The 25598-nt window shown below is 38.9% G+C and carries 26 protein-coding genes and 1 riboswitch; of the genes, 12 read left to right on the top strand and 14 right to left on the bottom strand.

What is annotated here, in order from left to right; genetic code table 11:
• Positions 1 to 56: 56 nt before the first annotated feature.
• Both KI343_RS09465 and KI343_RS09460 read right to left on the bottom strand, forming a co-directional pair.
• Positions 57 to 830, bottom strand: a complete 774-nt coding sequence (locus tag KI343_RS09465; protein WP_212926171.1) for a DUF3891 family protein — start codon at positions 828 to 830, stop codon at positions 57 to 59.
• A gap of 172 nt (positions 831 to 1002) precedes the next feature.
• Positions 1003 to 1485, bottom strand: coding sequence for a QueT transporter family protein (locus KI343_RS09460; RefSeq protein WP_212926170.1), 483 nt, complete (start codon positions 1483 to 1485; stop codon positions 1003 to 1005).
• Positions 1486 to 1493: 8 nt separating this feature from the next.
• Positions 1494 to 1538, bottom strand: a riboswitch (PreQ1 riboswitch).
• A 272-nt stretch (positions 1539 to 1810) separates the two neighbouring features.
• Here KI343_RS09460 and KI343_RS09455 point away from each other — a divergent pair.
• Positions 1811 to 2761 carry a calcium/sodium antiporter gene (locus tag KI343_RS09455; protein ID WP_212926169.1) on the top strand — a complete coding sequence of 317 codons (951 nt, stop codon included), beginning with the start codon at positions 1811 to 1813 and terminating at the stop codon, positions 2759 to 2761.
• A 176-nt stretch (positions 2762 to 2937) separates the two neighbouring features.
• Here KI343_RS09455 and KI343_RS09450 read toward each other — a convergent pair whose 3' ends face one another.
• The 7 genes from KI343_RS09450 to KI343_RS09420 form a co-directional block, all read right to left on the bottom strand.
• Positions 2938 to 3546, bottom strand: a complete 609-nt coding sequence (locus KI343_RS09450; RefSeq protein ID WP_212926168.1) for an alpha/beta hydrolase — start codon at positions 3544 to 3546, stop codon at positions 2938 to 2940.
• A 77-nt stretch (positions 3547 to 3623) separates the two neighbouring features.
• On the bottom strand, positions 3624 to 4058 hold the full coding sequence (locus KI343_RS09445) for a MarR family winged helix-turn-helix transcriptional regulator (protein WP_212926167.1): 435 nt from the start codon (positions 4056 to 4058) through the stop codon (positions 3624 to 3626).
• A gap of 195 nt (positions 4059 to 4253) precedes the next feature.
• Positions 4254 to 5015 (bottom strand): ABC transporter permease, encoded by a 762-nt coding sequence (locus tag KI343_RS09440; protein WP_212926166.1) that lies wholly within the window; start codon positions 5013 to 5015, stop codon positions 4254 to 4256.
• Positions 5012 to 5755, bottom strand: coding sequence for an ABC transporter ATP-binding protein (locus KI343_RS09435; protein WP_212926165.1), 744 nt, complete (start codon positions 5753 to 5755; stop codon positions 5012 to 5014). Before KI343_RS09435 ends, KI343_RS09440 begins: the two co-directional genes overlap by 4 nt.
• A 74-nt stretch (positions 5756 to 5829) precedes the next feature.
• A complete protein-coding gene (locus KI343_RS09430) occupies positions 5830 to 7419 on the bottom strand; it encodes a Vga family ABC-F type ribosomal protection protein (RefSeq protein ID WP_212926164.1) in 1590 nt (529 codons plus the stop codon).
• Positions 7420 to 8044: 625 nt separating this feature from the next.
• Positions 8045 to 8890 (bottom strand): ABC transporter ATP-binding protein, encoded by an 846-nt coding sequence (locus tag KI343_RS09425; RefSeq protein ID WP_212926163.1) that lies wholly within the window; start codon positions 8888 to 8890, stop codon positions 8045 to 8047.
• Positions 8891 to 9066: 176 nt separating this feature from the next.
• Positions 9067 to 10023 carry an iron-hydroxamate ABC transporter substrate-binding protein gene (locus KI343_RS09420; RefSeq protein ID WP_212926162.1) on the bottom strand — a complete coding sequence of 319 codons (957 nt, stop codon included), beginning with the start codon at positions 10021 to 10023 and terminating at the stop codon, positions 9067 to 9069.
• 249 nt (positions 10024 to 10272) lie between these two features.
• Between KI343_RS09420 and KI343_RS09415 the strand changes: the two genes are divergently transcribed.
• From KI343_RS09415 to KI343_RS09405, 3 genes are read left to right on the top strand one after another with little or no spacing between them, the layout of a single operon-like run.
• Positions 10273 to 11289 carry a FecCD family ABC transporter permease gene (locus tag KI343_RS09415; protein WP_212926161.1) on the top strand — a complete coding sequence of 339 codons (1017 nt, stop codon included), beginning with the start codon at positions 10273 to 10275 and terminating at the stop codon, positions 11287 to 11289.
• A complete protein-coding gene (locus tag KI343_RS09410) occupies positions 11286 to 12308 on the top strand; it encodes a FecCD family ABC transporter permease (protein WP_212926160.1) in 1023 nt (340 codons plus the stop codon). The genes KI343_RS09415 and KI343_RS09410 overlap by 4 nt, the downstream gene beginning before the upstream one ends.
• Positions 12309 to 12332: 24 nt before the next feature.
• On the top strand, positions 12333 to 13343 hold the full coding sequence (locus KI343_RS09405) for an NAD(P)/FAD-dependent oxidoreductase (protein WP_212926159.1): 1011 nt from the start codon (positions 12333 to 12335) through the stop codon (positions 13341 to 13343).
• 71 nt (positions 13344 to 13414) lie between these two features.
• Here KI343_RS09405 and KI343_RS09400 read toward each other — a convergent pair whose 3' ends face one another.
• A complete protein-coding gene (locus KI343_RS09400) occupies positions 13415 to 13861 on the bottom strand; it encodes a YaiI/YqxD family protein (RefSeq protein WP_212926158.1) in 447 nt (148 codons plus the stop codon).
• Positions 13862 to 14077: 216 nt separating this feature from the next.
• Here KI343_RS09400 and KI343_RS09395 point away from each other — a divergent pair, with 216 nt between their 5' ends.
• The 5 genes from KI343_RS09395 to KI343_RS09375 all read left to right on the top strand — a co-directional run bounded on the left by KI343_RS09395 (position 14078) and on the right by KI343_RS09375 (position 17953).
• Positions 14078 to 14350 carry a DUF3219 family protein gene (locus tag KI343_RS09395; protein ID WP_212926157.1) on the top strand — a complete coding sequence of 91 codons (273 nt, stop codon included), beginning with the start codon at positions 14078 to 14080 and terminating at the stop codon, positions 14348 to 14350.
• 31 nt (positions 14351 to 14381) lie between these two features.
• Positions 14382 to 14963, top strand: coding sequence for a GNAT family N-acetyltransferase (locus KI343_RS09390; protein ID WP_212926156.1), 582 nt, complete (start codon positions 14382 to 14384; stop codon positions 14961 to 14963).
• A gap of 10 nt (positions 14964 to 14973) precedes the next feature.
• Positions 14974 to 16161 carry a class I SAM-dependent rRNA methyltransferase gene (locus KI343_RS09385; RefSeq protein ID WP_212926155.1) on the top strand — a complete coding sequence of 396 codons (1188 nt, stop codon included), beginning with the start codon at positions 14974 to 14976 and terminating at the stop codon, positions 16159 to 16161.
• A 195-nt stretch (positions 16162 to 16356) separates the two neighbouring features.
• Entirely contained in the window at positions 16357 to 17319 is a 963-nt protein-coding gene (argF, locus tag KI343_RS09380; protein WP_212926154.1) for an ornithine carbamoyltransferase, read from the top strand.
• A 199-nt stretch (positions 17320 to 17518) separates the two neighbouring features.
• Complete coding sequence (locus tag KI343_RS09375; protein WP_212926153.1) at positions 17519 to 17953, top strand: hypothetical protein; 435 nt, start codon at positions 17519 to 17521, stop codon at positions 17951 to 17953.
• A gap of 46 nt (positions 17954 to 17999) precedes the next feature.
• Here KI343_RS09375 and thrB read toward each other — a convergent pair whose 3' ends face one another.
• Genes thrB through KI343_RS09360 form a run of 3 tightly spaced genes read right to left on the bottom strand, consistent with a single transcriptional unit; the run spans position 18000 to position 21239 of the window.
• Positions 18000 to 18884 carry a homoserine kinase gene (gene thrB, locus KI343_RS09370; protein WP_212926152.1) on the bottom strand — a complete coding sequence of 295 codons (885 nt, stop codon included), beginning with the start codon at positions 18882 to 18884 and terminating at the stop codon, positions 18000 to 18002.
• Positions 18881 to 19942: a threonine synthase gene (gene thrC, locus KI343_RS09365; RefSeq protein WP_212926151.1), complete on the bottom strand. Its 1062-nt coding sequence runs from the start codon at positions 19940 to 19942 to the stop codon at positions 18881 to 18883. Before thrC ends, thrB begins: the two co-directional genes overlap by 4 nt.
• Position 19943: 1 nt before the next feature.
• Positions 19944 to 21239 (bottom strand): homoserine dehydrogenase, encoded by a 1296-nt coding sequence (locus tag KI343_RS09360; RefSeq protein WP_212926150.1) that lies wholly within the window; start codon positions 21237 to 21239, stop codon positions 19944 to 19946.
• A gap of 253 nt (positions 21240 to 21492) precedes the next feature.
• Here KI343_RS09360 and KI343_RS09355 point away from each other — a divergent pair, with 253 nt between their 5' ends.
• Positions 21493 to 21693: a hypothetical protein gene (locus KI343_RS09355; RefSeq protein ID WP_212926149.1), complete on the top strand. Its 201-nt coding sequence runs from the start codon at positions 21493 to 21495 to the stop codon at positions 21691 to 21693.
• Between the two features lie 220 nt (positions 21694 to 21913).
• On the opposite strand, the gene KI343_RS09350 is transcribed toward KI343_RS09355, so the two are convergent.
• Complete coding sequence (locus KI343_RS09350; RefSeq protein ID WP_212926148.1) at positions 21914 to 23113, bottom strand: MFS transporter; 1200 nt, start codon at positions 23111 to 23113, stop codon at positions 21914 to 21916.
• Positions 23114 to 23360: 247 nt separating this feature from the next.
• Between KI343_RS09350 and KI343_RS09345 the strand changes: the two genes are divergently transcribed.
• Both KI343_RS09345 and KI343_RS09340 read left to right on the top strand, forming a co-directional pair.
• On the top strand, positions 23361 to 24182 hold the full coding sequence (locus KI343_RS09345) for a squalene/phytoene synthase family protein (protein ID WP_244856876.1): 822 nt from the start codon (positions 23361 to 23363) through the stop codon (positions 24180 to 24182).
• Between the two features lie 403 nt (positions 24183 to 24585).
• A complete protein-coding gene (locus tag KI343_RS09340) occupies positions 24586 to 24786 on the top strand; it encodes a hypothetical protein (RefSeq protein ID WP_212926147.1) in 201 nt (66 codons plus the stop codon).
• The last annotated feature ends 812 nt before the right edge of the window (positions 24787 to 25598 follow it).

Here is a 25598-nt window from a genome sequence, read left to right as displayed (position 1 = left end):
TTCTCGGTCTGATTTTTTATTAGAAAGTGCGAAAAATAGATTCAAATCAGCCGATTTTAATTTTCCATAGGCTTTACCCATATTATTTGTGAAAGGACAGGAGCGTCCTCATAAGCATTTATTAATCCTTGCTTTTTAATCGTCGCTTTCTTAATGTGTTTGTATTTCAAAGTTACTGGAAAGTCTGTTGAAAATGGAAAAGGGTTCATTGTAATTGTCTGCATATCTCCCCAGCTAATCGAATAGGAAGATGGGAAGTGGGACCCCTTCGTGTTTACTACGGATAAGCCTTCTTTAAAAAAAGGATGAAGATCCTTCTTAGCAGCACCAGGCTGATTCATACATATAAACAGAGATAGACTATCGGAAAACTGTAAAAGCGTATAATCTGCTTTGAACTTATCTTTGTCAAAGTGTTCCATTGTGCTGATGACCCGTTCCTGCCGCTTTGCTTCTTGCTGAACGAATGCTTTTGCCTCAGGTAGGGAGGATTTTACGAGAAAGCGTTTGTAATGTTCGCTGCAGAGTAATGCTGCATAGCGGTCTTTTTCCTGAACTTGCCTAATTCCATGTGTATATAAAACGGTTTTTGGAAGAGTTGGGAAATCAATAAAGGAATAAGGCTGATTCGCTTGGTCATTCCAAAAAGGCTGCCGGTCAAATGCCTCCCAGCCAGAGTCATGCTGATAAGCAGCATAAATAACAGAATTTTTGTCAAGAGAATGTTCAAGATAAATAGGATCCAGTTGTTTTAGAAATTCTCCAGAAATATAGGCATGATCTCGCTGTGATATAAAGATAAAATGCTCCTTCTGCTCTCGGATAATCATGATAATCATTCCTTTTTTGTAATGATAACAGTTGCATTGTTGGCCCGTTTTAGATAGTTCATCTATTACGTTTGTAGGCTAATACCTTCCTTGTACTTATGTAGCTAAGAAAGCCGGTGTCCTATTTTAATTATAAAAAAGACGATAGATTGTCCTACCGTCTTTTCTCTATTTATATGAGCTTATCAAAACGCAGACGCTTCTGCAAAGCATATATAATTGGTATACCGATTAATAATATAATCAATTCACTTATTCCAGTTGTAAGCCAAGTGAACAGGAATGGCAATTCTAATGCGATGTTCAGCATAAAGGAAATGATAAACATATTAAAGCTAAAAATGAGTGTATTCAGGAATAATAGCGTCAGTTTATTTTTAATATATTTCTTTAAGAAAATAATAATTCCTAGTGAAATAGCAGTGTGTGCTGTCCCAAATAGAAGATCCAGGCCGCCTGCCATGGAAAATAAATTTGTTGCAAATACCCCAATGGTAATTCCGAAAAAGTAACGCTTATCAAAGATGACTAAATGATTAAACACCTCTGATATCCGAAATTGAATCGCTCCAAAGGAGACTGGCGCGACGAGCAAGGATACGGCAACATATAACGCCGCAATAATCCCGTTAATTACAAGTGTCTTTAGATTCATATTCTGTTTTCCTCCTAGTTTTTTATCGTGGGATGGTTCCGAACCACGCGACACAACGACTATCATATCAGTATTTACATAGGAAAACAATAGATTTTGTGTATGATTTGTGTGTTGTTATGTATATTTGTAGGATAGCTTTAACCATTGATTTTCGTGTCGACTCCAAAGCAAATATAATATCTTCCTTTTAATGGGAATGCTTAGAACGAGTATCCTTTCTGTTTTTCCTTTTATTTTAAGAAAGTTGCATAAAATATTGGACGAACTTGTCTGATAACAGTAGAATAAAAACAATCTAATCTAAAAAGATGGTGATTACTTTATGGAATATGTTTTGTTAATTATTGGGTTTATTTTATTGGTAAAAGGAGCGGACTGGTTTGTTGATGGTTCTGCAAATATAGCTCAACTGTTGCGGGTTCCGCCGATTTTAATAGGTTTAACGATTGTCGCATTAGGAACAAGCGCACCAGAAGCTACGGTTAGTATAATCGCTGCGATTCAAGGTACAGCAGACGTAGCGGTAGGGAATGTTGTAGGAAGTAATATTTTTAACATTACCATGGTGGTTGGTATCGCGGCAATTATTTTTCCGCTTCAGGTTAAAAATGAAATGATTGTGAAGCAGATTCCATTTGCTCTATTGGCAGCGCTGGCATTGTTAGCACTCACTGCCGATATGGCTTTTCAAGGTTCTGCAGCGAATATCCTTAGCAGAAGTGACGGGTTTATTCTTTTCCTCTTTTTGTCGATTTTTATGTATTACATCATTGAGGTTGGCTTAAAAAGCAGAAAAGAAACAAAAGCTATTACAGACCCAAATGTGAAATGGGGAAAAAGCACATTTATTACCTTGCTCGGTTTAGCTGCAATTATTGTAGGAGGACAATTTGTCGTATCCAGTGCAACAGATATTGCATTAGCACTTGGGATGAGTGAGGCATTAATAGGTTTAACAGTCGTGGCAATAGGTACATCACTGCCGGAATTGGTGACATCCATATCTGCAGCACGTAAAAAAGAAAGTGAAATAGCGATAGGGAATGTTGTCGGCAGCTGTATTTTTAATGTTCTATTTGTTTTGGGTGCCACTTCATTAATTTCTCCGCTATCTATTAATCCAGTCATTTTTACAGATATATGGATTATGATTGTGTTAACCATTCTATTGCTTATTTTTTCTCGGACAAGCTTCCGAATTGGACGTAAAGAAGGAGCAGTCCTTTTTGTTATGTATATCATCTACACCGTTTATATTATTATAAGGAATTAAAAAGGATGGAGAACCCAGCAAAAGGGTATCTCCATCCTTTAGTTAGGATAAAGAAAAGTTTTTTAGATTCTCTTCGACGGGACGAGTAATCCTACTCCCAGTCCAGTTCCATAAACTAAATTAATTCGTTTTCAATAGCTAAGTCTAAGCTCCAGTCGCTAGATTCGCGTCAGGATCTAGGCTTTTGACGCTGCATACCACACGGAAGCTGCTTTAATCTCACGCATTGAAAGCTGATGCCCATTGCTTTCCCAATGGATATCAACATGGGCTCCGGCATTTTTCAGTAACTGTGTTAATTCTTCGGCTTCTTCTGGAGAACATATCGGATCATTCTCTCCAGCTGCAATAAACACATCTGTACCAGTTAAATTTGGAAGCTTTATTCCTCTTCTAGGAATCATTGGATGGTGAAGGATTGCTTTTTGTAAAGAATTCTCATAATGGAATAAAAGACTGCCGGCAATATTAGCGCCGTTAGAATAGCCGATAGCAGTAATTTGTTTTCGGTCAAAACCGTTTCGCTGACTCGCTTCATTTAAAAATTCATGTAATTCTTGTGTACGTTTTATCAAATCTTCTTCATCAAAAACGCCTTCTTCCAGGCGACGGAAAAAACGCGGCATGCCATTTTCTAAGACATTTCCACGGACGCTTAAGACATTGGCATTTGGATCAATGATATTTGCTAAAGGCAATAAATCATTTTCAGTACCGCCTGTTCCATGTAAAAGAAGCAGCGTAGGCCCATTGGGATTCCCTTTTTCTTCATAAATATACTGCATCAAAAATCATCCTCTTCTGCTTACGTATTCAAATTACATTTCCCTTTTGAATCTCATTTAAAAGGAAACCGTAGTGTTCAATCTTGTTCACTAGCCCGATGGCCAACTTTTTTGAGTACCTCTATAACAGTTTTCTTATCGTTTTCAGGAATGTCGTTAAATAGCTCTTCAATAACCTGCTGATGCTTTGGAAAAATATCATCCATGATTTGTTTTCCGCTATCTGTAATTTCTAAATAGACAACTCTTCTGTCTTCAGAACAATGTGTTCGGATTAAGAGCTCTTTCTTTTCTAGTTTGTCAATCACGTAGGTTATCGAGCCGGTACTAATCAATACAGATTCAGAAATTTCCCGAATGGTTTGTCTCCCTTTATGATAGAGTGCTTCTAAAATGGCGAAGTCCGATGCACGCATGCCGTGTTTCTTTATATCTTTTTTTGTTACTTCTTCTAAAGCCTTGGAAGCCTTCATTGTAATGACAAATGCCTTTAATGAGGAATTATCAGCCATTATTTTTCTCCTCTCTCGTGAAATGAAAAATATTTGTAATTCAAGTATATTTAATTAAATAATAGTTAATTTTTTTTAATTTGTCAATGAGGTACGAAAATAGAACCTGTTTCGTCGTGTGTGCAATAAAGAATCGCCTGCTGTAGCTAAAAGCAGGCGATTTTATTCTAAAGATGCATTCTAACGTTATTCCTCTTATTCACCCGTCTTTATTTTAAGCATTTGCATCCGTTCATTGAAAAGTGTCGGATAAGATAAAAATCCAAGCATAATACTGGTTACGGCAGCTGTTGTAAGTAAGAGAAATAGAATTAACAGCTGAAATTGTACCGCCTGAATCGGATCTGCTCCAGCAATAATTTGTCCGCTCATCATTCCTGGCAATTGGACAAGACCGATTGTTTTTTGACTTTCAATGGTCGGAATCAAGCTTGCTTTGATAGATTGTATAAGCGGAAGGTGAATAGCTTGTTTTGGTGTTCCGCCTAAAGAAAGCAGGAGCTCCGTTTCTTTTTGCCGACTCTGGATCTCCGATGTGAATCGGTTGAGAAAAAGAATGGAAAGTACCATAGAGTTACCGACAACCATTCCGCTGATTGGGATAATATACTGTGCGGTCGGTGGCGTAATTTGAAAGCCTAATAAAATGGCCTGCGTCAGCACTTCGATAAATAAAAATGTAAGAACCAACTTCCATATAATCCCTCTGATGGATACGCCTTTTTTCTGGGCATTATGTGTTGCTGCCCCAATCATCAGAGCTACCATCAGTATGATAAAAAGGTAACTGCCTGATTCAAATACAAACGTTAAAATATAGCCAACAGCTAGCAGCTGAATGATGGAACGGATGGTTGCAACAAATGTATCTTTTTCTAATCCAAGGTTCAATGTTTTAGAAAGAGCGAGAGGAATAAGCACAAAGATAAGCGATAAGCTTAGTGAAAGAAAACTCATTGCCATTCCCCCTTCACGAATTCCTGTATTCGCGGATTCACTGGGTTTTTTAATACATCCGTACTTCCGGATTCGATAAGTTCCCCGTTCATCATCACCCATGTATAATCGCCAATGAGCAATGCTTGATCTAAATTATGGGTTATCCAGGCGATGGTTACTGCAAATTCTTTATTAATATGCTGAATTAAATGTTCAATATCCGATGTAGATACTCGGTCGAGAGAAGAAGTAATCTCATCAAGCAGCAATACTTTTGGGTGATTGACGAGGGTTCGTGCAATCGATACTTTTTGTCGCTGGCCGCCTGATAAATCCGTTACGTCCCGATGAAGAAAAGAAGCATCCAGTCCTACCTGTGTTAATAGGTGTTCCGCTTCTTCCTTTTTTAATTCCTGGTTTTGCAAGGTTTTGGGCATAGCAAGATTTTTATAAACAGAGCCGCGCAGCATGGTAGCGTCCTGAAGCGCAATACCTACCGTGCGCCGCAACGTCGTCGGTTCGATTGTTTGAATATTTTCTCCAAAAAGCTGTATATCGCCCTTTGTTGGCGAGATAAGTCCGTTCAATAAGCGGAAAATAGTCGTTTTTCCAGCCCCTGAAGGCCCGACGAAAGTGGTGATTTTTCCTTCTGGGAGAGAACCGGATACGTCTTTAATAATGTCTAAACCTTCATCTGAATAGCTGACATGGTTTAGTTCGATAGCTGCCTTTCCGGTTAATACATTCGCTTGCTGCATGTTTAGTTTCCTTTCTGCAATGGTGATAAATGGCAGCAGGGAAGAGTGCCCCCTGCTGAATAAAGTTTATTTTATCATTTCTTTTTCTTACTTTGAAGCGCCTGTTTCTGCTGGAGCAGCTTTTGAAATTCTTGGTCCAGTTCATCGGAAGGTTCAAGGCTAAGCTTGCTTAATACCTCCGTAATCTTTGTCTCAATAATCATCAATTGCTGTTCAATGGCGTTTTCTTCTGCCTTTTTTTCGGTTGGTTCTTCGTGCAGCTGTTTCAGGTTTCCTTCAAAACAAACAAGCTCCTGATTGTTTATTTCGATAATCTTAGTTGCGATATTTCGGGTAAACTGACGGTCATGTGATACAAATAAGACCGTACCTTCATAGGCTAGAAGCAAACTTTCCAATGCTTCTACCGCTTCGATATCCAGATAGTTGGTTGGCTCGTCAAGGATAAGCATATTGATATCACTGACAAAAAGCTTTGCGAAGGCAACTTTTACCCTTTCTCCGCCACTAAGCACAAGAACAGGCTTAAATACATCATCACGATAAAAGTGTAATCTTGCTAAAACCGTTCGAATTAAGGTTTCATCTTGTTTTGAAGTTTCTTTAACATTTTCTAAAATAGATTTCGCCGTATTTAACGTGGATAAATCTTGTCGGAAATACCCGATTTTGACCGATGGATTTAAGGTGATACCATCTTCTCCCTGCATTATTTTTTTAAGGAAAGTTGTTTTTCCTGCCCCGTTCGGACCGATAATGCCGACTTTATCGCCGCCTTTGATATTTAAACTGGCTCTTTTCCATAATCGTTTTCCTGGAACAGTACCTTCCACATCCTCTATTCGCAATATAATCTTCTTTTGTAACCTTTCTTGATGAGGGAGTGTCATTTTTATTGGAACTGCCTCTGTAACCTTTTCCACTTTTTCAAGATTTTCTAATCTTGTTTCCAAAGCTTTGGATGTTTTTTGCAGCTTTTTTTGCTTTTTCGCAAAGTAAGGTTTTGTTCCTTTTAACGATTGTTCCGTAGAACCTATTTTACTTTTAGGCGTTTTGGTGGCCCGCTGTGCTTTTTGCTCTTTTTTCTCTATTGCTCGTTCAAGCTGTTGTTTCTTTTGCTGGTAGTGCTCATAGGCCAGGCGCTGTTTTTCTATTTCCTTTTCCTTCTGCTGGCGGTAAGCTGAATAGTTGCCGGAATAAATTGTAATTGTTCCCTTATCAATTTCCCAAATTTCTTTACACAATTTATCTAAAAAGTTGCGGTCATGGGAGACAATAATAAACGCTCCTTGCCAATGCGATAGCTGTTTTTCTAGCCATTCAATATGAGCTGTGTCCAGGTTTGTTGTCGGTTCATCAGCAAGAAGAAGGCCAGTTTGCTTTTTTAGGGCTTCGACGATATAGGCCTGTGTCACCTCACCGCCACTTTTTTGATCACTTTTCTCTTTTAATTGTGGCAATAACTCCACCAAAGTATACATTTGAACTGTACCTTGCTCGGGTCGAATATTACCGGCAAGAAGGTTCAGCAAGGTTGTTTTTCCTGAGCCGTTTTTTCCAACTAAACCAATTCGGTCTTTGGAATGTACAGCTAAGTGCTCTATAGAGAATAATTCCCGATCTTTGATACTGTGTTTGATATGATGCGCTTCTAAAATCTTCATAAGATCATCTCCGTATCTAGTAAGAGTCAGCATACAAATAGGGGAGGTTATCTTCATAACAAAAGACCCCTATTCTGCATTCAGAACAGGGGTCGCCAAAAACGGAAAAGAGCACATATCGCCCATTTCATCCGGGTATTGCAAAGCATAAAGGCTAATCCTGTTCTAAAATCGTTCAATGAAAGCATGAAAAATAACACAGCTATGCCGCTGTTATCATGCTCATATTGAATTCATTCTTTAGAAAAAACAGGATTAGTACTTCATGTTCTCTTTGTTCACCCTTTCGATTATCGCTGGTTATAGTATAGCCGAAAAAGAAGTATTTGTCACTAAAAGAAATACCCGGACAAACTCCAATTCTGATAAAGTGAAACTTCCTTCAGTGGGGGTTTTTTTTCATCCTCCACTGAAGGTTAGTTGAACGAATCGGGCCGTTACTGGCTGTTAGATTTTCCACTTAGAAATATAATTTTTTACTCATTTCTTGAAGTGGGAGTCTTATAAAAGCCCTTCAATGGGACGAGTAATCGCAAAAGCATTTCGATGGGACGAGTAATCACAGTCCCAGTCCTAGCCAGTTACACTGCGATAAAAGAATATGAAATCATTATCGGGGTATATATTATAAAGCTTTTGGTGTTGTCTGTAGTATAGAATTTTCCTGCACAGCATCTTTGATTAAACAATTTCCGCGTCCATGCGGGATGCACATCGGCGTACCAAAGATTGGGTCACATGCGATATTACAACGCATGCGGAACACGGCTGATACAAGTTCAGCTGAAATAGTATCTTCTGGCTTTCCTTGTGCATATACTTTTTTATCTTTAATCGCAATAATATGATGTGCATAGCGGCTTGCCAAGTTTAAATCGTGTAGCACCATGACAATCGTGCGTCCATCTTTTTCGTTTAATTCAAATAGAAGGTCAAGGACATCAATTTGGTGCGTTAAATCAAGATACGTGGTCGGCTCATCTAATAAGATAATATCAGTATCTTGTGCCAATGTTAAAGCAATCCATGCACGTTGACGCTGTCCACCTGACAAGGAATCAACAGATTGATCCATCAAATCTGTCATATTGGTATCCTTTAGTGCCTTTTGCACGGCTTCTTCATCTTCCTTGGACCATTGCTTCATGACTTTACGATACGGATGTCTGCCTTGCTTCACAAGTTCATATACTGTTAATCCTTCTGGACTGGTTGGTGCTTGCGGCAAAATAGCGAGATTTTGTGCAACTTCTCTTGTGCGCATTTTAGCAATATTTTGCCCGTTTAGTATAACGGATCCTTGCTTTGGCTTTAATAAACGTGCCAAAGAACGTAATAAAGTTGATTTTCCACAGCCGTTTGGGCCGATAAAAACAGTGATTTCTCCCTTAGGGATAGAAATATCTAATTCATCTATAATAATTCGGTCTCCGAACCCAAGTGTCAAGTTATTTGCGGTTAGTGAGTTCATTGAAATGCCTCCCTGACCTAAAAAGGGTTTTAGGTACTACTTTCATTTTATTGCTTCCAAGTCTACTAGTCAATGATAGTAGTTTTCAATTAGGTGACAATTTTGTTTCCAAGAGGAGAAAGCATAAAAAACTCGGATGAACTTTTTTATTCATCCGAGCCCGTAATTTGGGATTATTATTTAAACAGATCAACAAACATATCAATGGTTTGTTCGGAAGCGACGAGGCCACTGTTTGTCCAATTGCTTTCGTCTTCCAAGTAGTATACCTGATCGTTTTGAACAACTTTGGTGTTATTCCAAACACTGCTGTTTTTTAATGCTTCGATACCTTCATCATCTTCATCGCCTAAAATAATGAGATGATCAGCATCTATTTCTGAAAGTTTTTCTAAAGAAATTGGATTCCAAGCAGCTTCGCCTTCTCCAAGCCCCTTGACCAGTTCAGGAACTTCTACATCTAATTCATTGTAAATCATGTCTGCAGTGTGGCGATTTTCTTCAAATAAGAAATACTTTCCTCCAACAACCCACATCATTGCAACTGTTTCATCGCCTAAGGACGCATCAAGTTCTTCTTTTGCTTGAGCTACTTTCTTATCGTAGTCTGCCAAAGCCTTCTCAGCTTCCTCTTGTTTTCCGAGCAGTTCACCAAATTTTTGTAACCGAACTTTCCAATCATTTGCTTCTTCCTCAGATAATACGTATGTTGGTGCAATAGCTGCGTAGTCTTCATAAGAGCCTTCGTAATTATCCAAGACATGGTCCAAAATAATAAGATCTGGCTCGATGTTAAGAACTTGCTCTAACGGTAATGTCCATTCAATCGTTTCTACATCTGCCAAGTCTTCTTCTAAATAGTCTTGAATACTGTCACCGATTGCCCATTTCGCAACAGGTTTTTCGCCTAGCGCAAGTAATGTGTCTTCATTATAGGGAGCAAGAATTTTTTCTGGGTTTGCAGGAATAGTGACCTCTCCCATGCCTGAATCAACCGTAATGTCTGATGCTTCATCATTTGTATCGTTGGATGTGGAAGGATCCGTCTCGTTATTATTGCTGCAGGAAGCAAGAAGTAATAGGGTAGTAAGTAAGAGCATCAATAAATATTTCTTTTGGAATAGTTTGTTCATTTCTTTTTCTCCTTTTATGTTATAATGAACGTCTAACGATAATGATAATCACTTTCAATTAGAAAGTCAATGTGCTATTTAAGGGCAGTTTTAGGTTTAATAATGTTTAGAAACAGCTATGATTAGTATGTTTTTTCAATCAAATTCGATACATGGTTTAAAATAAGAAGACAACTGCTTTTTTACATCAAAAGTGATATTATAGCAGGGCGATATTTTATGAAGTTAATATAGGAGCATATAAATATAATGAAGTTATTTTCACGTTCTTCTCAATTAATGAAAGCATTGATTATTTTGATAGGTATTTGTCTTGTTATTTTTTCGCTTGGCGTATCTATCTCTTATGGTGCAACAACGATTGATTTACATACGGTTTGGCAGGCTATTTTCAGTTTCAGTGAAGGAGAGCAGGCGCATCAGGTTATTTGGGAGCTGCGTATTCCTCGAGCTTTAGCTGCTGTATTGGTGGGTGCGTTTTTAGCTGTGTCTGGAGCAGTGATGCAAGGAATGACGCGTAACCCGCTTGCATCGCCCTCGATAATGGGTGTAACAGATGGAGCTGCATTTATGCTTGTGATTATCCTTGCATTTTATCCAGCTGTTTCTAACATTGGTTTTATGGTAGCTTCCTTTATTGGAGCGGGTATAGCAGTAACCCTGGTGTTTTTAGTAGGATCTTTTTCTGGCAATGGCTTAACACCGGTGAAACTGGCGCTGGCAGGTGTTGCGATTGGAACATTATTACGTTCGGTTTCCTCTATTTTATCGCTGCATTTTCAGTTAGAGAAAGATATCGGCTTTTGGCTTGCTGGCGGATTAGACGGTGTAGGCTGGAACGCGGTAACCGTTCTTTTCTTTGCAGGAGCAATAGGCATGATTCTGGCGCTGTCTATTTCGAAGTCTATTACAGTTCTTAGCTTAGGAGATGATTTATCTACTGGGCTGGGACAGAATAATACCTTGATTAAGATTTTAGGAATTATTGTTGTACTCCTATTAACGGGTGTTGCGGTTTCCGTTGCAGGTTCCGTCGGATTTGTCGGTTTAATTATCCCACATATTACCCGATTTATTATTGGAACGGATTACCGCTGGATTATTCCAACCTCGGCAGTGTTTGGTGCGCTATTACTTGTCAATGCGGACGTGGTCGCACGTATAATAAATGCCCCGTTCGAAACACCGGTAGGAGCCATTACATCTATCATTGGTGTTCCATTCTTCCTCTATTTGGCCAGAGGCAGTGGGGGTGACAAAAAATGATTCCATTAGAAAAACAAAAACGGCGCCGATTTTGGATGATAATTAGTGCATTAATTGTTGGGATAATTATTTTTTCTTTTATCAGTTTACATTTAGGTGCGATTTCGATTTCGCCAATAGAAGTGATTCAAACCTTTATGGGGCAGGGGACAGATAGGCAGGAGCTTGTATTATTTCATTTTCGGATGCCAGGGATTATTTTGGCCTTGTTAATCGGAGCAGGTTTAGCGGTTTCGGGAACAATGATGCAAGGAATTACGCAAAATGGACTTGCTGATCCTGGGATTTTAGGAATTAATTCTGGGGCAGGCTTTGCGATTGTGTTATTTCTCTATTTCTTTCAAGGTGCCATTCCGTCCACAAGTGCCTTAAGTACTTATATGCTTCCTTTTGTTGCTTTGGTTGGAGCGTTTACTGCGGCACTTCTGATTTATGCTATCGCTTGGAAAAAAGGCGTTTCACCAATTCGGCTTGTTCTAGTGGGGATTGGCGTAAATGCTGCATTTGGAGCACTTTTGACGATTTTGCAGCTGCGTATGGATCCGCAAAATTATCGTCAAGTAACCATTTGGCTAACTGGTGAAATTTGGAGTGCAAACTGGAATTTTGTCTTTGCTTTATTGCCTTGGATGCTGATTCTCATTCCTGTGGCCATAAAAAAAGCGAGCAATTTAAATGTTTTCCATTTAGGAGATGATGTTGCTTCCGGACTTGGGACGCATGTGGAAAGGGAGCGGGGCGTTTTACTATTCATCGCTGTAGCTTTAGCAGGTGCATCTGTTGCAGCTGGCGGAGCCATTGCCTTTTTAGGACTTGTTATTCCGCATATTGTCCGTAAGTTAGTTGGACCGCTTCATCATTATGTCATCCCGATTTCCGCATTATTAGGAGCTTTTGTCCTAATGATTGCGGATATGATTGGGAGTAATATTTTAGCACCTACCACGATACCTGTAGGAATTGTTGTATCGATTGTCAGCACACCTTATTTTGTTTATCTGCTGATGAAGACGAAATAACATGAAGAAGGGACTTAGGTAATAATGAACGAAGAAATCTATGACGTTACGATAATTGGCGGCGGTCCGGCTGGTTTATTTGCTGCCTTTTATAGTGGTATGCGCGAAATGAAAACAAAGATTATTGAATATCTTCCCTATCTTGGCGGGAAAGTGCCTTACTTCTATCCGGAGAAAGTTATCCGTGATATTGGCGGTATCGCGCACGCTACCGGGGAGGAAGTAACCGAACAATTGGTGAAGCAGGCGATGACATTTGACCCCGCAGTTGTTTTAGGAGAACAGGTCGTTGATATGCAAAGAATGGAGGATGGAAATTTTCAGCTTGTCAGCAGCAATGGAAATACGCATTATTCGAAAACAATCATGCTGGCAACTGGTTTTGGAACGTTGCATTCTGTGAAGCTGGATCATCCAGAAGCGGTATATTATGAAGAGAAAAGTTTGCATTACACCGTAAGAAAATTGGCGGATTACTATGATAAGCATGTTCTGATTTCTGGCGGTGGCAATAGTGCTGTTGACTGGGCATTGGAACTTGAAAACATTGCAAAAAGTGTGACGCTCATCCATCGAAGAGATCAGTTTAAAGGGTTGGAAAGCAGTGTGACAAAGCTGAAAAACGCTCGTGTAAACGTCATGACGCCATATGAAATTAAAGAATTGCATGGAACAGACGGACAAATTAAGAAAGTTACGCTTAAACATCTAGATAATGCAGCTGGTGATAAAGAGCTTTATATTGACCGAGTCGTTGTGAATCATGGTTTTCAAATTAATTTAGAACCAATTACCTCATGGGGTCTGGAAATGATAGACGGAATGATTGCGGTTGATTCCAGCATGCAGACGTCCGTAGAAGGTGTTTTTGCGATTGGCGATATTGCGCATTATCCGAATAAGCTTGGATTAATTGCAGGGGCGTTTAATGAAGGACCAATCGCTGTCAACCATGCGAAAAAAATCGTAGCCCCGGAAGATCCTGTAAACCATTTATTCTCAACGAATTTTGCTGCCTTCACAGAAGAAGAATAGCTAAACCGAAAAAGCACTCTAACGTTTTCTACCTGATAAATGGGCATGAAGAAAACAAACAGAGTGCTTTTTTAAACGATTTCTTGCAAATAATTTCGGAAAAGCTGGAGAAATTTTTGCCGGTCTTCTTCTGTTAACGCTTTTGGCCCTTTGGTATGCTTTCCGCTCCGTCGTTCCATAGCGCTTAAGTAGCGGGATTGTAACAGTTGGTCAATATTATCATTGGTATAGGCAAATCCTTTATGATGTAGCACGTAACAGCCTTTTGCAAGCGCAAGAGAAGCCAGTCCATAATCTTGAGTAATGACCATGTCTTCTTTTTTTGCGAGCTGCATAATCCGATAATCAGCCGCATCTGCACCTGTGTCCACATAAACGGTTTCTACCCAATCTGGATACTCCTTTAAAGAAAAATGTGAGATACTGGTTACCAGAACTACAGGAATATCCTTCTTACCTGCTTCATCTATAATAATGTTTTTGACAGGGCAGGCATCTGCATCTACAAAGATTTTCATTTTTTTCCTCCTAAGTATTCTTGGCTTTCTATATATTGTAGCTTAACAGAGATAAATAATTAAGGAAGTTGTTTGATTTACTAGTATTTCGTATGAAAAGCATGTAAGATATTATCATTATTTAACGAAAAATATTGGGCAAAGGGAAGAAAGCTGGCGGGATGTTATTCTTGTAGAAATGTAGCAGCCTGCGTGCAGGATAAGGAGGTAAAGGCTATGAAAATAAGGATTAATGGGCACGTATTTGAAGGGAAAAAGGTTGAAATTCTTGAAGCAGATGATAAGAAACAAGTTGCCTTTTCATTTGATGTCACCAGTGAAACGTATCATGATGTAACCGCACTGCTCTATAAAAATGATTTTCAGGTGGATATTCCAGATGCGTCTTTGTCTTTTCAAGCAACCATCTTAGCGTATTCCACTTCGACAACCAATCTATATGAAAAAGGGAATACAAGCGAGTTTTATGTAAAACTGGGTGAAAAATAAGCTTGCCAGCGAGGGAAGGGAGTGCTTTGCAATGGAACCGATATTATTAATATTTCCAAATCAATTTGAAACAGAGCGATTACTTATTCGTGCGCCGAAGCCAGAAGATTGGAAGCCCATTTATGAGGCGATACAGGCATCTATCAAGGAGTTAAGGCCGTGGCTGCCATTTGCTCGACAAGAACAGACAGAACTTGGCGCACAAAAGACAACGAAAAAGGCGTATCTAAACTTTTTAGCACGGGAAGATTTGCGGTTCCATGCCTTTGATAAGGAGACAGGGGAATTTATTATTTCAAGTGGATTGCACCGTATTAATTGGAATGTGCGGAAGTTTGAAATTGGCTACTGGATTGATACAAAATTTAGCGGGAAAGGCTATGTCACTGAATTGGTGGAGGGACTGACGACTTTTGCATTTCAAGAACTAAAAGCCAATCGTGTAGAAATTAGGTGTGATACAAAAAATATAAAAAGTAAAGCTGTTGCCGAAAGAGCTGGATTTAAGCTGGAAGGAATCTTAAGAAATGATGATGTAGAAGAAAATGGAGAATTAAGGGATACCTGCGTTTTTGCGGTGATTGAAGATCCAAATAAAAGATTAGAAAAATAAGGGTGAAAAAATGAAAAAAGTAACAGTAAAGCAAGACTATATAAAAAAATTAAAACAGCAGCAGAATCCGTTGATTTTAGAAGAAGCTATTGTGCAGCCAAATAAGCTGGCTGAAGGGGAAATCATCGCACTTCATACACCGCAAGGAGATTTCTTGGCAACAGCTTATACAGGACGCCAAAATAAAGGAATGGGCTGGGTATTAACTTTTAAGGAAGGAGTATCCATTGACCAGGCTTTCTTTAAGCAAAAGCTGCTCACTGCAATCAGTAAGCGCAGCTCTTATTATCAAGCTGAAGAAACGACAGCCTTCCGTGTATTCAATGGGGAAGGGGACGGAATTGGCGGTTTAATTATTGACTATTTTGATGGCTATTATGTTATTCAATGGTACAGTGAAGGAATTTATGCTTTTAAAGACTGGATTATTCAAGTTTTTGACGAGTTGGCCGACTACCAGGGGATTTATGAAAAAAAGCGATTTGATACGAAAGGGCAATATGTAGAAGACGACGATTTTGTCAAAGGAACAAGGGGAGAGTTCCCGCTTATTGTAAAAGAAAATGGCATGAATTATGCTGTTTATCTAAACGATGGAGCTATGGTCGGAATATTCCTGGATCAGCGTGATGTCCGTAAAGCATTGCGTGACAAATACGCCAAGGGCAAGCATGTGTTAAATACCTTTTCCTACACTGGTGCTTTTTCTGTTGCTGCTGCATTAGGTGGCGCAGCCAAAACCACCAGCGTGGATTTAGCGAAACGCAGTAAGAGTAAAACCATTGAGCAATTTAGCGTAAATGGGATTGATTTTGAGCAGCAAGATATTATTGTGATGGATGTGTTCGATTATTTCAAATATGCCAAACGGAAAAATCTGCAGTTTGATGTCGTTGTTCTCGATCCGCCAAGCTTTGCGCGCTCTAAGAAGAGAACCTTCCGAACAGCGAAGGATTACCCGGAGCTGATTGAGAATTCCATTGATCTGCTTGAGAAGAACGGCGTTATTATTGCTTCTACCAATACTGCTTCATTTGGAATGAAGAAATTCAAAGACATGATTCATCGCGGATTTCAGGCGAAAAAGAAGAAATACACCATCCTGGAAGAGTTCTCGTTGCCGGGCGACTTTACAGTCAACAAGCATTTTAAGCAAGGGAATTATTTAAAGGTTTTGGTTATCCAAGTAAAGGATTAATTACTTTATAAGAGCATCTTTACAGCAGCGCACAGCTAGTTGTAAAGATGCTTTTTTACGTTATGGAAGAGCTTATCACACAACCAATTTCTAACTACAACTTCTATAAGAGATATAAAAATTGAAAAAACTATTGAATAAATATTCTTTTTATTGCATAATAATTCATAACAACATTTGAAGAGGTGTTCGTGGATGACGACAACAAATCACATTCAATTTCAGCAGCAGGAATTAAAAGGACGAGACTTTTTAACACTTGCTGATTATACAAAAGACGAGATTGACTACCTAATTGAATTGGCCGATTATCAGAAGAAGCAAAGCAAAGATGGAATTATTTTTGAACCAATGAAAGGGAAAACATTAGGCATGATTTTTGAAAAAGCTTCAACAAGAACTCGTGTCTCTTTCGAAACGGGAATCTATCAATTAGGAGGACTGGGAATCTTCTTAAGTTCAAAGGACATTCAAATTGGCCGAGGAGAAACCATTGCAGATACGGCAAAAGTATTATCAGGATATCTAGATGGAATCATGATTCGGACATATAATCAGGCGGATGTCGAGGAGTTGGCTAAATGTGCAAGTATCCCTGTCATTAATGGGTTAACAGATCTTTATCATCCTTGTCAGGTACTAGCAGACTTGCAAACAATCAAAGAGGTAAAAGGTGTATTACAGGGGCAAAAAATAGTTTATATTGGGGACGGCAATAATATGGCGCATTCTTTAATGATTGGTGCTGCAAAAATGGGAATGCATATTGTAACGGTGACACCAGATAATTATAAGCCGAATGCACAGGTTACGGAAAAAGCAAAACAAATGGCTGTAGAACATGGTGCAACGATTGAATGGAGTAATAACCCGGCTGAGGCTGTCAAAGATGCTGATGTTATTTACACAGATGTGTGGGCAAGTATGGGCCATGAAGCAGAGCAAGCGCAGCGTGAACAGGATTTTAAGCAGTTTCAAGTAAATGAAGCACTTCTTGCTAAAGCTAAATCAGATGTAACATTTATGCACTGCCTTCCAGCTCATCACGGAGAGGAAGTGTCTGCAGGAGTAATAGATGGGAAACACTCTGTTGTCTTCCAGCAGTCTGAAAATCGGCTGCATGCTCAGAAAGCTTTGATGACAGCGTTAATGGGATGAAATAAAAGAAGCAGGGGCGGCTAAAATAATGCGTTCCTGCTTCTTTTATTTACTTCAAGCGTTTAATAAATTAGTTGAAAATAAAATTGTAGTAGAGTACAATCTCAGTTGCTGGCCATTCATAATGTCTGAAACTATCGGAAGCCAAGGTTTCATTTTGAATAGAAAAAGGAAGGATAAATACAAGGGAGGAGATAGAATGAAAAAATCACTATCTATTATAGGGATAGTATTTCTATTATTTATTATCAGTGCTTGTCAAGCAAATACAGATCAAGAAGTACAAGATAGCGGTCAAAATACAGCTGAAGAAAGGGAATCAGATGTATCCGGTGAGACTTCCGAGCCGTCATCAGAAGAATCTAATGGAGGAGAAAAGCACAATAATGACAATTCCGCAAACCAAGCCACAGACACCTCCTATGAATATGAAGAACAGGAAGTCATAGAAACACAAATCGATGACGGGGAATATGAAGTAGTTGTCGAAACAGATAATCCAGGGACCCGTGTATTGTTTTATGAAATTGGCGGAGAGAAATACTATAAAACCATCTTTGTTAAAAATGAAAATCGTTTAAAGATCATCGATATTCAAAATAATAATAGCCAAATTTATAATGAAACGATTTAAAAAAGTGCAAGAGCTTGCCTAGACTCTTGCACTTTTTGGCATCTATTTATCTTGTAATAAAAACCCCTTGTGTATCGATTTCTAAGAGCTTTACCTGATAACCTGCAAGGTGATGCAACATCTCTTCTTTGATTTTCTCTCCGCTGCCTTGAGGTACAAATGAAAGCATGGTTGGCCCGGCTCCGCTTAAAGCAGTACCAAATGCGCCGAGTTCTTTTGCCTTATCCCGGATGAAATTAAAATTCGGTATTAACTCCTTGCGAAAAGGCTCGTGAAATAAATCATTCTCAAGCATTTTTCCAAACAATGCATAGTCCTTTTTGTAGAGTGCAGCTACAACTAGATTACTCATCGCGCTCGCCCTTGCCGCATAGTTTCGCTCATATGTATCTGGCAGACAATTTCTAGCAACCTCTGTTTTTAGCTCTACTTTCGGTATATAAGCAATTAAGTCTAATTCGATGTCATTTAATTGGATGGAAGGGATGTCATCCTCTAGCATGGTTGAAATCGTTAAACCACCAAATAGAGAAGGGGCAATATTATCTGGATGCCCTTCAACCTCGGTTCCGAAAGCAAGTTTTTGCGCATCCGTTAATTGTAAATTTCCAAGTTGATTGGCTAATTCAATTCCCGCAACGATGGCTGAAGCGCTGCTGCCCAACCCTCTGGCCAATGGGATTTCACTCGTTTCTTGCACGGTACAAGGCGGTAAAGCTACTCCATATCGTTTCGCTACCCGCTGGGCAATACTCCAAATAAAATGGTTTTCCTCTGCTTCAGCAGATCCATGTGCAAAAAAAGAATAGCAATCCGCGTCCTCCACGTCTAAATGGATATACAAGCCTAAAGCAAGGCCCATGGAGTCGAAACCAGGACCAAGATTAGCACTGCTTGCAGGAACAGAGATGCGAAAACGAAAAGGCATCATGATGTAATCATCTTCTCTAAGTATTCAAGGATTGCATCTTCATCATTTGGAAGTGTTACAGGCTCAATTGTTAATTGGTCAATGGCAGTTTGTGGATCTTTTAATCCATTGCCAGTAAGTACGGCAACAACCTTGCTGCCTTCTGGGATTTGACCTTCTTTGACCTGCTGAATTACACCGGCGATAGAAGCAGCTGAACCTGGCTCTGCAAAAACACCTTCCTTGCGAGGGAGAAGCTTAAATGCAGAAATAATTTCCTCATCCGTAACAGATCCAATCATTCCGCCTGATTCTTCTCTAGCTTGAACTGCTAAATCCCAGCTTGCGGGATTTCCGATTCGAATGGCGGTTGCCACGGTTTCCGGTTCTTCCACCACTTTTTCTCTGACAATGGCAGCTGCCCCCTCTGCTTCAAAGCCGAACATTTTTGGAAGCGCTGTTCCTTTGGATTCACTGTACTCTTTAAAGCCTTTCCAGTATGCACTGATATTGCCTGCATTACCAACAGGGATTGCCAGAATATCTGGAGCTTCGCCTAACTGATCACACACTTCAAATGCTGCCGTTTTTTGGCCTTCCAAACGGTATGGGTTAACTGAGTTTACTAGAGTGATAGGTGATTTCTCACTAATTTTACGAACAAGCTGTAATGCTTGGTCAAAATTTCCTTCAATCTCGACAATTTCAGCTCCATACATGACGGCCTGAGCCAGTTTTCCAAGTGCTACTTTCCCTTTTGGAATAACGATACTCGCACGAATTCCTGCCCGTGCTGCATATGCTGCCGCTGCTGCAGACGTATTTCCGGTAGATGCACAAATGACCGAACTTGAGCCTTCTTCAATCGCTTTTGCAACAGCCATAACCATGCCACGATCTTTAAATGACCCAGTCGGGTTTAACCCTTCAAATTTTCCGTATAATTCAATTCCCAATTCTTTTGATAGATTTGGAAAATGAAAAAGTGGTGTATTTCCTTCTAATAATGATAAAGCGGGTGTTTTATCGGTGACAGGAAGAAAGTCACGATATTCTTCAATTAACCCTTTCCAAGCCATCTTATGCATCTCCTTCTACTTTATAATAGCTTTTTATCTCAGTCACGGCATCGAATGCTTCTAATTGATTTAGCACTTGTTCAAATTGATGGTATGGTGTGTCATGTGTTACTAACACGATTTCTGCAGACTCTTTTTCATCCACAGGTGTCTGCAAAATTCGTTGGAAGCTGATATCCTGTGAATGGAAAATAGAAGAGATTTCTGAAAATACTCCAGTCTTATCTTCTACACATAAACGAACATAATATTGGCTATGCTGTTTATCTTTCGGACGCAATGTTTTTGGAAATTGCATATCATTAGACTGCTTCCCAGATACCCCCAAACGCATTGCTTTAATTGCTGCAATAACATCTGATAAAATCGCTGTCGCAGTAGGAAGACTGCCAGCTCCTGGACCGTAGAACATGGTTTCCCCGACTGCTTCTCCGTAAACATACACAGCATTATATTCATTTTTCACACTTGCTAACGGATGATTTTTCGCTAAAAGTGTCGGCTGTACATTTACTTCTAATTCATGATCGAAAAAGTTGGCAAACCCAATCAGCTTCATCGTATATCCAAGCTGAGAAGCATAGCGGAGATCCTTTAAGTCAATACCATGAATTCCTTTTACCTCAACATCTTGCAAGTCAACAGGTGTGGAAAATGCTAAACGACCAAGAATAGCCATTTTTCGAGCTGCATCTAATCCTTCTACATCCGATGTAGGGTCTGCTTCTGCAAAGCCAAGACGCTGTGCCTCTCCAAGGGCATCTTCATAGCTGACGCCTTCCTCATCCATTTTTGTCAAAATATAGTTGGTTGTCCCGTTGACAATTCCCATGATCTTTTGGATGTGGTCCGAGGATAAACCTTCGTTAATTCCCCGTAGGATAGGGATTCCGCCAGCAACACTTGCTTCATAATAAAAATCACAATTATTTTTAACCGCAGCTTCCTGTAATTCAGGACCATAAACAGCTACTAAGTCCTTGTTGGCAGAGACAACATGTTTTCTATTAGAAAATGCTTTTAAAATATATTCCCTTGTGTGATCAATTCCGCCCATGACTTCAATGACAAGATCAATCTCAGCGTTTTCTAGTATATCACTTGGATTGGTTGTCAGAATGTCTTGATTAATATCGATATCTCTTGCTTTCTCTATATCACGGACAAGTGCCTTGACAACTTCGACTTTGCAACCTAATTGATGTGCTAATTTCTCCTGGTGATCTTCAATTAGGTGAATCACGCCTGAGCCAACGACACCAAGACCTAATAATCCTACTGAAACCTTCTCTTCCATCTAACCACCTCTATACTTCCTATTATATATTGAATTTATTTAAACATGAAAAGGGAAGTAAGGCAATAGCGAATTTTTAGAATACACATGAGTTTTGAAGTGTTAGCGCTCTCAAATGTGCGTCAATAAAGTAATTTTGGAAAATTGTTGAATTACATGTTATCTATATGGAAAAGGGATATAAATCATTTTAGCAGTTCTACGTACCTTTAAATACTTTCTTCATATAATAGGAAAAAAGGGGGTAGCAGATATGCGAATTTATCATCTTGGTGCGATGTTTCTGGTCTGTTTAGGTTTAGGCATCGTGGTTGGCTACAGTCTAGGTAGAATAGAAGTCTTTGGTATGGCTGGTTTTATTTTGGGGATAATTCCGATTGTAATTTACAGGAGAGCGATTATCAAGAAAGAGAAAAATTCGAGTGATGAGGAAAATAAAACGTCGTATACATGAGCGGTTGACTTACTTTTTCAAAAGTCGAAGAATAATCCATCCAATGCGTTTTAATAGAAATATTCTTTTCACCAGCAGGGGAGAAGTCAAGCCTCCTTATCCCCAACACGTTAAGCAGGAGTACCCACCTTTTACGTACGATCGTACTGCTGGTCAGGGATAAGTCTAAAAGGCTAGTGCAAGCCAGATCTACTTAGCAGATGAAGACAAGCTTGTAACTTTAATCATGAGTCGTCGACGCAGTTTGTTTATCATTATATTCAGAAGTTACTTGCGGTCTAGAATAGCCCCGAAGTGCCACCAAGGCTGTAATTAAACCTAAGAATACAATGGCGCCACCGACATAAGCGTTCTTTTCAACGCTTGCTTGTTCGATAACAATACTTCCTACAAAGGATCCAACGGCAATACCTAAATGCAAAGAAGAGTTATTTAAACTGACCAAGATACTCGAATTCTGTGGCGATGTCTCAATTAAATAGCTTTGAATTGGTGGTGATACTGCCCAGCTAAGCATACCCCATAACACAAGAACCACAAGGAATAATACAACATGGATCGCTGAAATTGGAATGATTAAAATAGTTGCCACAAATAAAATGATTGCGCTAAGCACAGTTCGTTTTGGCCCGAATAAGTCGGATAATGTTCCACCTGTTCCACCGCCGCTGACAGCAGAAATACCAAAGATGAGATAAACCGCACTAAGCCAAATACCGTCTAATTCCATAAAGTCTTTAACAAATGGGTTAAGATAGCCATATAACGTTGTATGCCCGGCTAACACGAAAAAGGTCGTCAGCAAAATAAAAAGAACCTTTGGATTTCGAATCATTTTTAGCTGTGTCGAGATTGGCAGTGGCTTTTCTGCAGAAGGGATGCGCTGCATAAAGAAATGGACACATATAATAGAAACAACGGTTAAAATAGAAATAAGAACGAAAGGAGCGCGCCAGCCAAAAGATTCTCCTAGTACTAAACCAAATGGAATTCCGAAAACAAGTGAACCACTTACCCCCATACTGACAATTCCGATAGCACGTCCACGATAAGCAGGCTGAACAATGGAAGATGCCATCATAATACAAAGTACAATCAATAAAGAAGCACTTGCTGCGGAAATAATTCTACTAATAAAAATCATTGCGTAGTTCAAACTAAAAACAGCAAGAATATTTCCGATTAAAAAGACAAGCAAGGAAATGATGGTAAGCTTTTTTCGTTCAACGGAAGCAGTTAAGTAAAGTAAAACAGGAGAAGCAATGGCAAAAACAAGAGAGAAAATCGTAATTAATAATCCTGCTTTTCCTAATGATACATCAAGGTCTGTTGCAACCAAATCAAGAATACCACCAATAATTAATTCGACCATTCCAACGATAAATGAAATTGTCATAAGCAAATATACACTTTTATTCATACACAACACGCCTTATTCATATTTTTCTCGCTGCAATTGTCTATTATCGCTTTCCACACAGAGGAAAAAAGATAATGATGTTTGAGCGTTCTAATGATAAGTTTCCATCTACTATCCTAGCTTTAAAAAATGGATAGCACAAGAAGTTTATGTGAAAATTAAAGGGAATTCAACACTTTTAAAGGAAAAAAAGAGCCTTGTTTGTTATACTTACATTAACGCATGAAATTATAAGGAGGAGTTTTGGGTGAGTAGACATGCAATATTAGAAAAAGATGCAATGAAGGTTTTAAAACAGACGAGCAGAACATTTTATATCCCCATTAAACTGTTGAACAAAACTTTGCGGAAAACGGTTGGTTCAGCTTACCTCTGCATGCGCGCTGTTGACGAGATAGAAGACCATGAAGAAATGGATGCAGAAGTAAAAAAACATTTATTAATAGAGACAAGCCGTTTACTGAAGGAAGATGTATTTCCTCGTGAAGCTTACCAGCAGTTAGTAGCCCCGCACGAGAACGAACTTCCAGAAGTAACATTACGCTTGGCAGACTGGATTGATTTTTGCCCGGAAGCTATTCAGCAAAAAGTAAAAGAATCAACAAGTGAAATGGCAGAAGGAATGGCAAAATGGGTTGAGAAAGAGTGGAACGTGGAAACGAAGGAAGACTTAGATGAGTATACATATTATGTGGCAGGCCTTGTCGGTGTTATGCTATCTGATATTTGGGATTGGTATGACGGAACAAAAACGGACCGTGACCTAGCAATCGGCTATGGCCGCGGGCTACAGGCTGTGAATATATTACGAAATATGGATGAAGATGCGGAAAGAGGCGTTGGTTTCTTCCCGAATGATTGGTCCACAAAGGAAATGTTTGCTTATGCAGAAGCGAATTTACAAAAAGCAGATGAGTATATGACACAAATCTCTACCAAAAATATTCTCCTTTTCTGTCGTATCCCGTTAGCGCTTGCGCATAAAACATTAAATGCTTTGAAGGATGGAAAAGAAAAAATGTCTAGAGATGAAGTAGAAGAAACAGTGGATAAGATTATTAATTCTTAAGGTTTGAAAAGACAAATTGTAATGAGCATGTTCAGGGGACTGGCAGAAAAAACATTGAAATTATGTTACCTTGATAGTGATATTGTCACGTTGTGTATGGAAAGGAACAAGTAAAACCGCAGACGATTAGTTTATGGTCAGCGAAACAATCAAGACCCAAAAGTGCTTTTCTGCTGGACAGGGCTTACCCTGTCCAGTAGAAATCCCTCGTCTAACTAGGGGAGAACAGCAAAAAGAAACAGTTTCCAAAGGGTCTTAACGTTTAGTTTTTTTGAATATACCAGACTATTCTCGCTAATTGGATTTTTTATTTTTTGTGGCCCGCTAATCATATAACTGTAAGTAGGATGTAATGATGAAGATACATTTTATTAAACAGATGAAGATTCAGGGAGGTGTCATATTGAAGAAAATTCAAGGGGGATCTATTGTAAATAAAAAAAGTGTTTCCGCTCTGGGGGTATTTCTTGCTGTATTTTGTTTTTTTGACGCAGAATATTCTAATTTTCTACCTGTTCCTATACGTTGGACACTTTTCCTTATTGCGATTCTATTAGTGTTTTTTAGTAATTTTATAACAAAAAAAGAAAAGCCAGATCATTAGCAAAAAGTACCCTATAGCGTAGACACTTTAAAAAAGACTATACTATAGGGTGCTTTTATGCATAATAAAAACATACACAAAGTAGAATGGGGAAGCTAGAATGAGTAACGAATTATTTATAGAGAAAGTGATTTAGCCCCATCTATAAGACTGTTTCTTAGTTTGCGTGGAAATCAAGTTGCCGCCGTTAACTATTTCTGTTCAAACATATCCCACATTTTATAACTCCCTATTATTTCCTTTAAATCAACTTTACTCTGTCCATCCTAGAATTTGATGAAGAGCCGAACTTTTCGATTAGAGTATGATGCAAATGGTGACGATCTTAAATTCCATTGATGTGAAGTTACGCCCTAAAATATGAGTAATTATCTAGATACCGTGGAAGAATAACAAATGAAAATGGAGTTTTTATTATATAAAAGGATGAAGCGAAGGAGCCCGAAAAAATTGCGATTTGTAGGGCTATCGAAAGTTCTCCCTAGGGCTGCATCACCAAATAGATAAGATAAAGTGAAATCTTCTCTTATTCGTCATAATTTTAATGAAATACAAATGAGAGACACCGGTAGAAGATTTTAGCTACATCGGCAAACAAAAGATCTTTCAAATGTTTTCTTAACTTATCGGGCAAATTTTGCGAGATTTTTTTATTTTCGAGGATAAGAAGGGTTTAAGAATATTTAATAAGGGAAATACTTCAATATCCAAAGTAATCCGCTGAATACGTCGTTAAAATGAAAGTTGTATTGTAAGAAACATAAAACTATAATAGAAAGATATGTTCAAACAAAACAAGTGAGAGGATGAAA

It is taken from the genome of Oceanobacillus sp. J11TS1 (assembly GCF_018333215.1).
Classification (GTDB): domain Bacteria; phylum Bacillota; class Bacilli; order Bacillales; family Amphibacillaceae; genus Oceanobacillus.
Note: the sequence above shows the minus strand (reverse complement) of the source record. Positions and strands in the feature narration are given on the sequence as shown.